Origin of the sequence: Geodermatophilus africanus (assembly GCF_900107105.1) — a bacterium.
In the GTDB taxonomy this organism is placed as follows: domain Bacteria; phylum Actinomycetota; class Actinomycetes; order Mycobacteriales; family Geodermatophilaceae; genus Geodermatophilus; species Geodermatophilus africanus.
Window position 1 is genome coordinate 457293 of record NZ_FNOT01000002.1, and the last position, 12210, is coordinate 469502.

Annotated in this window: 13 protein-coding genes; 5 read left to right on the forward strand and 8 right to left on the reverse strand. The window is 74.3% G+C overall.

Features of this window, described 5'->3' with window-relative positions:
- Positions 1-8: 8 nt before the first annotated feature.
- The 3 genes from BLW63_RS04880 to BLW63_RS28475 all read right to left on the reverse strand — a co-directional run bounded on the left by BLW63_RS04880 (position 9) and on the right by BLW63_RS28475 (position 2966).
- Positions 9-1649, reverse strand: coding sequence for an FAD-dependent monooxygenase (locus tag BLW63_RS04880; RefSeq protein WP_091152012.1), 1641 nt, complete (start codon positions 1647-1649; stop codon positions 9-11).
- A gap of 8 nt (positions 1650-1657) precedes the next feature.
- Complete coding sequence (locus BLW63_RS04885; protein ID WP_091152015.1) at positions 1658-2620, reverse strand: MBL fold metallo-hydrolase; 963 nt, start codon at positions 2618-2620, stop codon at positions 1658-1660.
- A gap of 211 nt (positions 2621-2831) precedes the next feature.
- On the reverse strand, positions 2832-2966 hold the full coding sequence (locus BLW63_RS28475; RefSeq protein WP_280140482.1) for a hypothetical protein: 135 nt from the start codon (positions 2964-2966) through the stop codon (positions 2832-2834).
- Positions 2967-2996: 30 nt separating this feature from the next.
- Here BLW63_RS28475 and BLW63_RS04890 point away from each other — a divergent pair, with 30 nt between their 5' ends.
- The gene (locus BLW63_RS04890) at positions 2997-3200 is read left to right on the forward strand and encodes a hypothetical protein (RefSeq protein ID WP_139263474.1); all 204 of its coding nucleotides are present in this window, start codon (positions 2997-2999) and stop codon (positions 3198-3200) included.
- 223 nt (positions 3201-3423) lie between these two features.
- Here the strand turns inward: BLW63_RS04890 and BLW63_RS04895 are convergent, their stop codons facing one another.
- A complete protein-coding gene (locus BLW63_RS04895) occupies positions 3424-4320 on the reverse strand; it encodes a LysR family transcriptional regulator (RefSeq protein WP_091152019.1) in 897 nt (298 codons plus the stop codon).
- A gap of 89 nt (positions 4321-4409) precedes the next feature.
- Between BLW63_RS04895 and BLW63_RS04900 the strand changes: the two genes are divergently transcribed.
- The 4 genes from BLW63_RS04900 to BLW63_RS04915 are packed head-to-tail and all read left to right on the forward strand — an operon-like array spanning position 4410 to position 7837.
- Positions 4410-5534 carry a diaminopropionate ammonia-lyase gene (locus BLW63_RS04900; protein ID WP_091152021.1) on the forward strand — a complete coding sequence of 375 codons (1125 nt, stop codon included), beginning with the start codon at positions 4410-4412 and terminating at the stop codon, positions 5532-5534.
- Positions 5535-5568: 34 nt separating this feature from the next.
- Complete coding sequence (locus BLW63_RS04905) at positions 5569-6873, forward strand: M20 family metallo-hydrolase (RefSeq protein ID WP_091152278.1); 1305 nt, start codon at positions 5569-5571, stop codon at positions 6871-6873.
- On the forward strand, positions 6863-7180 hold the full coding sequence (locus BLW63_RS27275; RefSeq protein WP_091152023.1) for a hypothetical protein: 318 nt from the start codon (positions 6863-6865) through the stop codon (positions 7178-7180). The genes BLW63_RS04905 and BLW63_RS27275 overlap by 11 nt, the downstream gene beginning before the upstream one ends.
- Positions 7181-7207: 27 nt before the next feature.
- Positions 7208-7837, forward strand: a complete 630-nt coding sequence (locus BLW63_RS04915; RefSeq protein WP_091152025.1) for a peroxidase-related enzyme — start codon at positions 7208-7210, stop codon at positions 7835-7837.
- A 131-nt stretch (positions 7838-7968) separates the two neighbouring features.
- Here BLW63_RS04915 and BLW63_RS04920 read toward each other — a convergent pair whose 3' ends face one another.
- The 4 genes from BLW63_RS04920 to BLW63_RS04935 form a co-directional block, all read right to left on the reverse strand.
- Positions 7969-9027, reverse strand: coding sequence for a Gfo/Idh/MocA family protein (locus BLW63_RS04920; RefSeq protein ID WP_091152027.1), 1059 nt, complete (start codon positions 9025-9027; stop codon positions 7969-7971).
- Positions 9028-9238: 211 nt separating this feature from the next.
- A complete protein-coding gene (locus BLW63_RS04925; protein WP_091152029.1) occupies positions 9239-9967 on the reverse strand; it encodes an enoyl-CoA hydratase/isomerase family protein in 729 nt (242 codons plus the stop codon).
- Positions 9968-10138: 171 nt separating this feature from the next.
- Complete coding sequence (locus BLW63_RS04930) at positions 10139-10993, reverse strand: hypothetical protein (RefSeq protein WP_091152031.1); 855 nt, start codon at positions 10991-10993, stop codon at positions 10139-10141.
- Positions 10990-12198, reverse strand: a complete 1209-nt coding sequence (locus BLW63_RS04935) for a ferritin-like domain-containing protein (protein ID WP_091152034.1) — start codon at positions 12196-12198, stop codon at positions 10990-10992. The genes BLW63_RS04930 and BLW63_RS04935 overlap by 4 nt, the downstream gene beginning before the upstream one ends.
- Positions 12199-12210 lie beyond the last annotated feature (12 nt).

The window sequence follows — 12210 nt, forward strand, 5'->3', positions numbered from 1 at the left end:
TCCTTCGGTCAGACGACGGCCAGGCCCTCGTGCAGGGTCCCGCCGCGAGCCTGCGAGCGGTGGGGGGCACGGGGGTCCTTCTGGGGACTGGCGAGCAGCCGGGCCACCGCGGGGGCGACGTCGGCGGAGCGGGTGAGCACGGCGGCGACGTGCGCGTCGGGACGCAGCACCCAGACCTCGTCGGGCCGGGCGCCCAGGGCCTCGCCGAGGAGGCCGCTGGGGTCCAGGTCTCCCATCCGGTGCACGCTCACCGGCAGGTCGCCGAGGTCGGGCAGCTCCGGTGGGTCGGCCTCGTCGCCGACGAGGACGGTCACGCCCTCACGGGCGAGCTGGCGCAGCCGGACGACGTCCGGCCGGCCGGGCACGGTGACCGGGCAGTCGGGCACCAGCACGCCGGGCGCGGGCACCGGGACGTCGCCGCGGGCCGGGCGGCCGGGGAAGGGGCGCCGCTCGTCCGGCGTGGTCAGCGGGGAGTCGACGTACCAGAACGGCTCGGCGAGCCGGCCGGAGTCGACCTCCGCCCGGGCCCGCGGGTCGGTGGCGGCCCGCTCCAGGACGTCGAGACGGCGGCGGGCCTCCTCCTCGCTGCCCGGCACCAGGAAGCGCATGGTCGCGCCGGTGACCGCGATGTTCTCCAGCGCCGCGGCGTGCCGCTCGTCGTGGTAGCTGTCCAGCAGCGACTCCGCAGCCCAGCCGCGGAGGACGAAGGCGACCTTCCAGGCGGCGTTCTCGGCGTCGAGGACCCCGGAGTTCAGGCCGCGGGCCCCGAACGGGGAGACGAGGTGCGCCGCGTCGCCCGCGACCAGCACCCGGCCGACCCGCATGCGGTCGACCACCCGGGAGTGGAAGCGGTAGACCGACTTCCACACGATGTCGTACGGCCGGTCGCCGATGACCTGGCGGATCCGCCGGTCCAGACCGCCGGAGGCCTCCTCGGCGGCCAGGTCGAAGTCCGGCGGCACCTGCCAGTCGATGCGGAAGGTGGAGTCCGGGCAGGAGTGGATGAGCACCTGGCGGCCGGGGTTCCACTCCGGGTCGAAGTAGAACCGGCGCTCGGTCTCCCAGCCGGGCAGGTCGGTCCGGATGTCGCAGATGAGGAAGTGGTCGTCGAAGGTCTCGCCCTCGAACGTCAGCCCGAGGGCCGACCGCAGGGCGTCGCTGCGGGGGCCCGCACAGGCGACGGCGTAGGACCCGCGGACCGTCGCGCCGTTCGCGCAGGTGACCCACACTCCGGAGTCGTCCTGCGCAATCCCCGTGACCCGGTGGCCCCAGCGGTCCTCGACCAGCGGCTCGGCGGCGATCCGCTCGTCGAGCAGCCGCTCGGTCTCGCACTGCGAGATGTTGACGAACGGCGGGAACGGGGACCTCCCCCGGTCGGCGAACTGGAAGCTGAACAGCTCGGCGTCGCGGTGGAAGGTGCGCGCGGTGGTCCAGGTGACCCCGCGGCGGGCGACCTCCGCGCCGACGCCGACGGCGTCCCAGACGTCGAGGACGTCGCGCTGCTGGCAGATGGCCTTGCTGCCGATCAGGTCCCGCTCGTCGCGGCCGTCGAGGACGACGACGGGCAGGCCCCAGCGGGCCAGCAGGAGCGCGGTGGTCTGGCCGACCGGGCCGGCGCCCAGGACCAGCACGGGTGCGGTGGCGGTCATCGGGGACCTCATCCCTGCAGCTCGTCCCAGACCTGGCGGTCGCGCTCGGCGGTCCAGATCACGGGACGCTCGATGCCGGAGAACTCGTCCCACAGCCGCTGGACGTCGAAGGGCAGGCAGTGCTCGAAGATCGGCCACTGGCCGTACTTGGGGGCCAGGGCCGCGTGGGTGGCGGCGAAGGCGTCCTTGAGCGTGCCCCCGGAGCGGTGCGCCTCGCCGACGGTGCGCTGCATGGTGAGCAGGAAGTCGCGGGTCTGCTCGATGGCGGCGTCGACCTGGTCACGGCCACGGGCGATGGCGCCCCGCCCACCGATGAGCTGCTGCGCGCCCAGGGCCTTGACCCGGTCGAGGGTGCCGGCGGCCCAGTCGAGGTGGAACGCGTCGCCGGTGTAGAGCGCCGCCTGCGACTCCACCAGGTCGCCGGCGAAGAGGATCTCCTGCTTGGGCAGCCAGGCGACGATGTCGCCCTCGGTGTGCCCGCGGCCGAGGAACTCCAGGACGAGCTCGCCGCGGTCGCCGCCGAGCTCGACGGTCAGCTTGTCGCGGAAGGTCATCGTCGGCCAGGTGAGGCCGGGGATGGACTCGGGCTCCTCGAACAGCCGCGGCATCCGGCCGTACTCGCTCTCCCAGTCCTGCTGGCCGCGCTCCTCGATGAGGTGCTTAGTCTGCTCGGAGCTGACGATCACCTCGGCGTCGAAGGCGCTGGCACCGAGCACGCGGACCGCGTGGTAGTGGCTGAGCACCAGGTAGCGGACCGGCTTGTCGGTGTGCTCACGCAGCTTGGCCAGCCAGCGGCGGGCGGCGACCGGGGTGGCGAGGGCCTCGAAGCAGACGAGGAAGTCCTCGCCCTCGATGGCGCCCAGGTTGGGGTCGCCCTCCGCGGTCAGCGCGTACACGCCGTCGGCGAGCACCTCGAGGGTCTGTTCCTTGACGCCGAGATCGGCGGAGGAGGCGAAGGGCTTGGCTGCCATGGGGAGGTCTCCAGGTCTGTGGCTGTTCGTTAAACGAATCAGCTGTTCTTTTACTGGTCTGACGGTACGGGTCTCTGATGGCTGGCACAAGGGCTTCGAGGCGCTCGATCGAACGCGCGATGAGCCGATGGGTGCACCCGTGCCATGCTGTGCCGGCGCCCGGGCATCCGAGACGTTCCTCGGGGCCCGGGCGCCGGTGGGGCGGGGGAGCTCAGGCGACGGGCATCCAGGCCATGTCGATCGAGACGACCTCGCTGACCGCGGCCATCCGGCCGAACTCCGGCATGTCGGCCAGGTCGTGGCGCTGCTCCTGATGGGGATGGCCTGCCTGCCGTGCGCCGTGCACCTCGCGCTGCTGCCACGCCGTCGTACGTGGGTGCAGACCGCCGCCGTGTCCGTGGCGATGCTCGTGGGCCACCCGCTGCTGTCCGCGGCCGGTCCCGGACACCACGGGACGGCGCACTCCGGGGGCCTGGTCGCCGGCGTGGGAGTGGCGATGGTCGCCGTCCCCGCGCTGGCTCTGGTGCTCGCGCTCTCCGGTCTCGCCCTCGAGGACAGGAGGTCGGCCTCGGCCACGTGAGTGCTCTGCTCTGGGGTCGGGGAGCCGGTCGCTCCGCTCCCTGTGAGCCCGCCCCGAGGCCGTCGACCGACGAACGGCCGGTGGTCATCGATCGCTGCTGGCGTTCAGCTGCCTGGTGCATCGCGACCTGTGACGTCGTCGACGTCCGGCCGGACCAGGGCGGGACGCGGGTCTCGTCGGCCCGGCTTCGGCCACGGCTGTGGGCGGATCGGCGGCTGGGCGATCAGGCCGGGTCCGTGGTGCGCACGGCGGTCGCGAGTGCTTCCCGTACGGCGGCCACGTGCGGGTGCCGGCGTGACCCGGGGCGCACCGCCGTGTCGAGCGTGCGGGCGGGCGAGTCGGGCAGCCGGATGACCACGGGGTCCCCGATGCCGCCCGCGAGGGTCAGGCGGGGCAGCAGGGCGCTGGCGACGCCCTCCTGGACCAGGCGCAGGTGCAGGGCGAGGTCGGTCGACTCGAACCTGACCCGGGGCTCGAAGCCGGCCTGACGGCACAGCGCCTCGGCCCAGGCGCGCGCGATCGTGCCGGGTGGTTCGAGGACCCAGGCGGAGTCCGCGGCAGCGGTGAGGCCGCCCTCGCTGACGACGCCCGGCGGAACGGCGAGGACGAGGGGGTCGACCATGAGCCGAGCGCGGTGCGCGTCCCGGGTGCGGGGCAGCGGGTGGCCCGGGTACTCCTCGGTGAGGACGAGATCGAGGTCGTGGGCGAGCAGGCGCGGCAGCGCCTGCTCGTGTTCCAGGACGGTGACGGTGACCTCGAGCTGCGGTGCGGTCCGGGCGAGCCGGCGGAGGGTGGGGGGCAGCAGCGCGTGCGCGGCGCTGGGGAACATCGCCATCCGCAGCTGCCCGGCGGCACCGGCGGCCAGGTCGGCGAGGTCGGCCTCGGCCTGCTCGAGGCGGGTCAGGACGGCGTCGGCGTGGCCGACGAGGACGTCGGCGGCGGGTGTGAGGCGTACGCCGCGGCCGACGCGTTCGAGCAGGCGTGTCCCTGCCTGCCGCTCGAGTTGGCCGAGCTGCTGGGACACGGTCGAGTGGCTGTAGCCGAGCGCGTCGGCGACGGCGGCGATGGTCCCGCGGTGTGCCAGTTCGCGTAACAGCCGCAGCCGGTGGACGTCGAGCACCCTCGCCCTCCGTTCCGTCGCTCTGATCGAAGGATAACCGTCGGAAACGTCTGCTCGACCGAACAGTCGTCCGCGGGCAGGATGGGTACGTGGCGGCGACAGGGACGGACCGCGGCTGGCTGGTGCGGCCGGTGGCGCGTGCGTGGCGCTGCCCGGCGCCCGAGGCGGGGGCGCGCGCGTTCCACACGAGCCTGCCCGGCTACCGGCCGACGCCGCTCGTGACCATGCCCGACCTCGCGGCCCGCTGGGGCGTCGGCACGGTCGTGGTGAAACACGAGGAGAGCCGGTTCGGGCTGCCCGCGTTCAAGGCGCTCGGCGCATCGTGGGCGGTGGCTCGCCTGCTGGCCGACCGGGCCGGCCTGGACCTCCCTGGCGTCCGGCTGGAGCGACTGCGGGACGTGGCTGCACAGGCGCCGGTCACGCTGGTGACCGCGACGGACGGCAACCACGGACGCGCGCTCGCCCGCGTCGGGGCCTGGCTGCGGTTGCCGGTCGAGGTCCTGGTCCCCGACGTGCTCAGCGCGGCGGCCGAGGCGGCGATCGCGGCCGAGGGCGCCCGCGTCACACGGGTCGACGGGTCCTACGACGACGCCGTCGCGGCGGCGGCCCGGCTCACCGGGCAGCTGCCGGACGCGGCGCTGGTGCAGGACACCGCGTGGGACGGCTACGAGACGGTGCCGGCCTGGGTCGTCGAGGGCTACCAGACGATGCTCACCGAGCTCGACGAGCAGCTCGCCGACCAGGGCCTGTGGCCCGCGAGCCTCGTCGCGGTGCCGGTCGGCGTCGGCTCGCTCGCCCAGGCCGTCATCGCCCACGCCCACAGCGCCCCGGATCCGGTGCGCGTGCTGTCCTGCGAGCCGGACACCGCCGCGTGCGTGCTGGCCAGCGTCGCCGCGGGGGAGCCGGTCTCGGTGCCCACCGCGGCGACGGTGATGGCCGGGCTCAACTGCGGGACGCCGTCGAGCCTGGCCTGGCCGTACCTCCGCGACGGGCTCGACGCCGCCGTCGCCGTCAGCGACGAGCAGGCCAGGGCCGCCGTCACCGAGCTCGCCGCCGCCGGCATCCCCGCAGGGGCGTCCGGGGCGGCCGCGCTCGCCGGCGCCTCCGCCTGCCTCGACGACCCGGACCGACGGGCCGCCCTCGACCTGCCCGCCGACGCCGTCGTCGTGCTGCTCGACACCGAGGCCGCCGGCGGCGCCGGCGGCCTGACCTGAAGCCCCCGCATCCCGCGACGAGAAGGTGACCGGCATGACCCGGACCCAGGACCCGACCCCGCCGCCACTGCTGCGGATCGACGGCGAGCGGTTGTGGGCGGCGTTGATGCAGCTCAAGGAGATCGGCGCGTACGACGACGCGGCGACCGGGTTGCGCGGGGTGCGGCGGCTCGCCCTCACCGACGAGGACGACCGGGCCCGCCGCCTGGTCGTGCAGTGGATGCGCGAGGCCGGGATGGCGGTGCGGGTCGACGAGATCGGCAACGTCTACGCCGTCCGGCCCGGCCGGGACCGGTCCCTGCCCTGCGTGCTGATGGGCTCGCACATCGACACCGTGGCCACCGGCGGCGCCTTCGACGGCACCCTGGGTGTCCTCGGCGCGATCGAGGTCGTGCGCACCCTCGACGAGGCGGGGGTCGCGACCCTGCGGGACATCGAGTGCGGGTTCTTCACCGATGAGGAGGGCGTCCGGTTCGGCACCGACATGCTCGGCTCCGCCGTGACCGCCGGTCGCATCCCGCTCGACCACGCCCACGCGCTCACCGACGACGCCGGCCGCACGGTCGCCGAGGAGCTGGTGCGCACCGGCTGGGACGGCGATGCCCACCACCGCCGGCCCACCCCGCACGCCTACGTGGAGTGCCACATCGAGCAGGGCCCGATCCTCGCCGCCGCTGGTGTCGACGTCGGCGTGGTCACCGGCGTGCAGTCCATCTCCTGGCAGCGGCTCACCGTCCACGGCGAGGCCGCGCACGCCGGCACCACCCCGATCGAGCACCGCCACGACGCGGGCCTGGTCGCCGCCCAGGTCGTCATCGAGCTGCGGCGCATGTGCGACAGCGGCGACTACGGCCGGCTGCGCGCCACCGTCGGCACCCTCGGCTTCGAGCCCGCGCAGACCAACGTCATCCCGTCGTCCGCGCGCATGACGATCGACCTCCGCAACCCGGTGGACGACCACATGACCGTCGCCGAGAAGGACCTCGCCCGCTTCGTCGACGACCTCGCCGCCGCGGCCGGCGTCCGCGTCGAGTGGGAGCGGATGGCCAAGACCGCCGTCGTGCCGTTCTCCCGGCGCATCCAGGACGTGCTCGCCGAGACCGCCGACGAGCTCGGGATCGGCTACGTGACCGCCATGTCGGGTGCCGGGCACGACGCGCAGGAGATCTCGGCTCTCTGTCCCACCGCGATGGTCTTCGTCGCCGGCGAGCACGGTGGCATCAGCCACACGCCCCGGGAGTACTCCGACCCGCGCGCCTGTGCGAACGGCGTCACCCTGCTCGCCAACGCCGTCCGGCGCCTGGCCGACGAACCGGGAGGCGGCAGCGATGAGCGATGACCTCGACCCGGTCGCGCTGACCCGTCGGCTGATCGCGGTCGACTCGGTCAACCCCGCACTCGTCCCCGGCGGAGCGGGGGAGGCCGCGCGCACCGAGGCCCATCGCGCCACCACCGGTCCGCCGCCCCTGCGCCGCGGCGAACCCTCCTGGACCGACTGCGCGCTGCTGCACGCCGCCGGCATCGACACCGTGCTGTTCGGCGTCGACGGCGGAGGCGCCCACGCGGCGCGGGAGTGGGTGAGCGTCGCCTCGGTGCACACGCTCACCCGCACCCTGGCGTCCACGGCCACCGCCTACACCGCCTGACCCCGACCCGCGAGCGAGGAGAACGAGATGAGCGACCAGGTCCACGAGCCGGCCGGCACGGGCGGGGGAGCCGCCGGTCCCGCCATCAGCCGCTTCCCCGTCGCCGACCCGGCCGGCCTGCCCGCCGACCTCGCCGAGCGCTACGCCGACGTGCAGGAGCGCTCCGGCTTCCTGCCCCACGTCTTCGCCGCCCTGGCCTGGCGGCCCGACGAGGCCCGCGCGTTCTTCGCCATGAACGACGCGCTGATGGACAAGGACACTCCCGGCCTGTCCACCGGCGACCGCGAGCTCATCGTGGTCGCCACCAGCGCCGCCAACGGCTGCGCCTACTGCGTCGTGGCGCACAGCGCGATCGCCCGCATCCGCACCCGCGACCCGCTGCTCGCCGACCTCGTCGCCGTCGACTGGCGCAAGGCCCCGCTCGACGATCGGGTGCACGCCGTCCTCGACGTCGCCGTCCGGCTGGCCCTCGACCCGGCCGCGGTCACCGCCGCGGACCTCGACCGGCTCCGCCAGCACGGCCTCACCGACGACGACGTCTGGGACGTCGGCGCCATCACCGCCTTCTTCGCGCTCTCGAACCGGCTGGCGCACTTCGCGGCCATCCCGCCCAACCCGGAGTTCCACCTCCTGGGCCGGATCCCCCGCGAGCGCTGACCGCGCACCCGCGGGTCATGCCGTTCCGCAGCGAGTGGTGGCCGCCAGGCCCGGTACGGCCCCAGCCCGGGCTGGGGGAGCGACCGGTCACTCGGGGCCGGAGCGGTCGTGCCTGCGACGCCGCGGCGTCGTCACCCCGCGCCGGAGGTGGCACGGGGCTCGACCACCTGGCCGTCGGCCGCGCTGGCCCGGGCGGCATCGAGCACCTCGAGGCTCGCGACCGCGTCCCAGGGGTCGACCGGCGGTGGTCCCTCCCCGCGGACGGCGCGGGCGAGACCGGTGTAGTAGGCGCTCCAGTCGCCCTGCTGGGAGGGCACGGGGACGGCGACGCCGGCGCGGTGGACGGCGCCCCACCGGCTCTCGGGGACCGTGCCCCACGCGGCTGCCTCCGACTCGGGCGTCCGCCCGGCCATCAGCCGCGCGGTCTGACCGTCGTCGTCGGGGACGACCAGGGTCGCGGCAGCGCCGTCGACCCGGAACCGCGATCCGACGTCGCCCTGCCGCGCCCAGTCGCCGGTCACGTGCGAGACGACCCCGCCGTCGTGCTGCAGCGCCACGAAGAACCCCTCATCGAACCCGACCCCGCCCGGCGCCGTGCGCAGCTCGGCGTAGACCGACCGGACCGGGCCGAACAGGTGCCGGGCCTGGTCGACCGCGTGGCTGCCCAGGTCCAGCAGCGCGCCGCCGCCGGTCACCGGCAGGCCCTCCGGCTGCGGCGGCTGCTCCATCCGGGACTCGAAGCGGAACACCTCCCCGAGGTCGCCGGAGGCGACCACCTGCTGGACGGTCCGGAAGTCCGCGTCCCACCGCCGGTTCTGGTAGACGCTCAGCAGGACCCCGGCCCGCTCGGCGGCGAGCACGGTCTCCCGCGCCGTCGCCGCGTCGCGCGCGAACGGCTTGTCGCAGACGACCGGCAGTCCGAGCCCGATCGCCTCGCGCACCAGGTCGACGTGGGTGTCGAGCGGTGTGCTGACCACGACGGCGTCCACGCCGGCGTCGGCCAGCTCGGCGAGGCTGCCGGCGACCGCGACGCCGGGGAGGTCGGCGGCCAGTGCCGCGCGCCGTTCCGACGACCGGACCACGACGCCGCCGATCTCGCAGCCCTCGGCGTGCGCGATCAGCGGAGCGTGGAAGAGGCGGCCACCCTTGCCGTAGCCGACCAGGCCGATGCGCACCGGCTGCACGCTCATGCGAGGTCCTCCGCTGTGCTCGCGCGGCTCTCCTCGACCGGGACAGGGGCGTTCTCCAACGGTGGGCTCCCTCCCGGATGTCGCCTGCAGGGCGCCTCCGGCCGGGCGCTGCACCGCAGGGGCCTCTCGGCGTGTCGGTCGTCGGGCCTGCGCGATGGCGACGCACCGCCGCGACCGCGCTCCTGACGGCCCGGCAGTGCGGAGACCGTGTTCACCGCCCGGACAGCGCCGCGAGCGCCGCCTCGACCCGCAGCCGGGTGTCGTCGGAGGTCCAGCCGTCGAGGACGGTCGCGTCGCCGTCGGAGGTCGCCTCGATCGCCGCGTTCGCGGGGCGGTGCAGCTGCACCTTGGCCAGCCGGTAGGACTCCGGCGACCGGGCGGCCAGCTCGGTCGCCAGCGCGACCGCGCGCGGGAGCAACTCGGCAGGCTCGGTGAGTTCGTCGACCGTCCCCAGGGCCAGCGCCCGCTCGCGGTCCGTCGGCTGCGCGCCGAGGAGCACCTGGCCGGCACGGGAGCCGAGCGCGTGCCGGACGACCTCCAGGGCGGTGGTCGGGAAGGGGACGCCGACCGCCAGCTCGGTCAACCCGATCCGTCCGCCCGACATCAGCCGCAGGTCGCAGGCCAGGGCCAGCACGCAGCCACCGGCGATCGCGTGCCCGTTGACCGCCGCGACCGTCGGCCGCGGGTGGTCGAACACGACGCGGAACGTCTGGGACAGCGCCGCCAGGAGCTCCTCGGTGTAGGGCCGGCCGCCGTCCAGGATCCGGCGCAGGTCCACCCCGGCACAGAAGCAGGAGCCGCTGCCCGTGATGACCAGCGCCCGGTCGGATGCCGCCACGGCCTCGGTGAGGGCGTTCAGCAGCTCCACGTCGAGGGCGCCGACTCGGCCGTGCTCGATGCGCAGGACGGCGACGTCGTCCAGGTCCTCGGTGATCAGCATCGGGTCCTCCACCTGTCCGAGCAGCTCGCGACGAAACTGTGCCGGATGTCCGCGCCGTCCGGTGCGGCTCCTCCCACGGGTCGGGACGCCCTCGGGTCCGGTGACCCGGCTGGGGACAGCAGCGGGCGCACCCGGTCCGGCCGACGGGGTCACCGCGCGCGACGGTCGACCTCAGGGGCGCCGGTCGGTGACCCGGAGTGACGCGCCGCTGTGCTCGTCCTCGGCGTCGGACGTCGAGGGCAGCCGCAGTTGTCCCCAGCAGAAGCCACACAGCACGTCGGCGTCCCACCCGCCCATCCAGAAGTCCACCTGCCAGGGGCCGGCCCCGTCGATCGACGACGGAAGCCACCCGTCCGGGTCCTCGACCACGGGCGTCGAGGCGAGCTCGCAGCTGTACCGGAGCCGCGCGCCGAAGAACCTGGACGCGCCTCCCCCCGGCGCCGCGAGGCTCGCCTCGAGGAACTCGAGTCGTTCCCGGATGGCGGTGCGCTCGGGCTCGGCAGCGGTCTCGACGTCCTGCTGCAGCCGGGAGACCCGCTCCGCCCACACGGCCGCCAGGTCCCCGATCCCGGTCGCCTCCCGGATCTCCGCGGGTGCCCCCTCCACGCCGCCGGCGAAGAGCCCGTCGAAGGGGTGGTCCGGGTCGGCGGGGACGACGCGCCGGGCGAGCGCGAACGGGCCCTGCGCCACCCGCAGCGCGAAGGGCCAGATGGGTTCGAACCCGTCGTCGGCGATGACGCCGTTGCGCCCCTCGAACTTCGGCTCCTCGACCAGCTCGACCGACGCGCCCTCCAGGGGGTGCTCGTCCTGCCGCTGTCCGTCGCGCCAGACCTGGTGGACGCGGACGCCGATCGGGGGTCCGTAGGCCCGCGCGAACGGCGGAGCCTGCATCCGCAGCACGCGGTCGAGGTCCGGCTCACCGGCGTAGGCGTGCACGTAGCCGGAGACACCGCGGGGCTCGTCGTACGGGTCGGGGTCGGTCGCCAGTCGGCACTGGAACCAGCCCTGGAAGACGAGGTTGATCACCCGGCCACCTCAGCGAGGTTGCGACGGAGGAACCTGACGGTGTCCCCGATGGCGGCGACCCTGGGGAGGTCCTCGCCCAGGGACATCGCCTCGTCGATCACCGCCTGGAGCCGTTCGAGCAGGATCGTCCAGCGGGCGGACGGGAAGGGCGACACCGACTCCCGGTCGTAGATCTCGAACGGCGCGCCGGCGGTCGCGGGGCTCTCCGGCCCGACCGCGGGCAGTTCGGTGAGCACCTCGGCGAGCGGCCGGATCGCCACGCTCATCATCTGACTCGCGGAAGCGCGGAGGACCGCCCGCTGCTCCGGCGTCTCGGACGTCGAGCCGAAGAAGTGCTCCAGCATCAGCAGCACACAGCCGTACGCGCCGTTGAACAGCTCGGCGGCCCGCCGGGTGCGTTCCTCGACGAGCAGCGTCCCCCCGGTCGGGGCGTCACGGAGAAGGCGTGTCCGCGGATTGACGACGACGGGGCGCGCCGCGGCGAAGGAGCCGCTCTCCTCGTACTCCTGCCGGATCCGTGCGAACCGCCCGTAGTGCGAACTGTCCCGTCCCGTCGGCGACCCCTCACCGTCCACGACGATGTCCTCGATCGCGGCCAGTGCCGAGCTCCGGTCCACGACCCGGCGGAGGTCGAGGTCGACAGACCACCTGTTGTCGACCTGGGCGGACCTCGGACCGATGAACAGCTCCCCCTCGTCGATGCGCCGGAAGCCGTCGGCGATCTCGCCGTACAGCTCGCCGACGTAGTCGTACGTCAGCGGATCGGGCGCAGCGGCGAAGGCCCGGACGGACTCCGTGGTGGCACGCTGCGACTCCGGCATGCGTGGCGGAGGCGGTAGCGGCTCCCCCTGCGGCAGCTCGAAGACGAGCATCCGGTACAGGGCCTCGTCGGAGAAGGGCACCAGATCGAAGTCGAAGGGGTAGTACCCCGACCGCTGCGGGAAGTTCGGACGGTCGAAGTGCGGACCCTCACCGATGGATGCGAGCACGTTGCAGACGGTGCCCAGGTGCCCCATCTCCTCGACGGCGACGCGGAGGATGGTGGCCTGCCAGGAGCGCGCGCACCGTTGCTGCGGTGCACTCAACTCCTCGTCCAGTCTCTTCTTCATCGAGAGGGCCGGGAACAGGTACTGGATCATGAGACCGTGCTCGAGCTCGGCAGCCTCGTGCAACGCCACGGTGAGCTCTTCGCGGGTGTCGATCATGTTGCCGCCTCC

What these genes read in the sequence shown, in the direction of transcription:
- BLW63_RS04885 (WP_091152015.1), bottom strand. Translation starts at nt 2,620, where the DNA reads ATGGCAGCCAAGCCCTTCGCCTCCTCCGCCGATCTCGGCGTCAAGGAA.
- BLW63_RS04925 (WP_091152029.1), bottom strand. Translation starts at nt 9,967, where the DNA reads ATGCTGATCACCGAGGACCTGGACGACGTCGCCGTCCTGCGCATCGAG.
- BLW63_RS04905 (WP_091152278.1), top strand. Translation starts at nt 5,569, where the DNA reads ATGACCCGGACCCAGGACCCGACCCCGCCGCCACTGCTGCGGATCGAC.
- BLW63_RS04935 (WP_091152034.1), bottom strand. Translation starts at nt 12,198, where the DNA reads ATGATCGACACCCGCGAAGAGCTCACCGTGGCGTTGCACGAGGCTGCC.
- BLW63_RS04880 (WP_091152012.1), bottom strand. Translation starts at nt 1,649, where the DNA reads ATGACCGCCACCGCACCCGTGCTGGTCCTGGGCGCCGGCCCGGTCGGC.
- BLW63_RS04915 (WP_091152025.1), top strand. Translation starts at nt 7,208, where the DNA reads ATGAGCGACCAGGTCCACGAGCCGGCCGGCACGGGCGGGGGAGCCGCC.
- BLW63_RS04920 (WP_091152027.1), bottom strand. Translation starts at nt 9,027, where the DNA reads ATGAGCGTGCAGCCGGTGCGCATCGGCCTGGTCGGCTACGGCAAGGGT.
- BLW63_RS27275 (WP_091152023.1), top strand. Translation starts at nt 6,863, where the DNA reads ATGAGCGATGACCTCGACCCGGTCGCGCTGACCCGTCGGCTGATCGCG.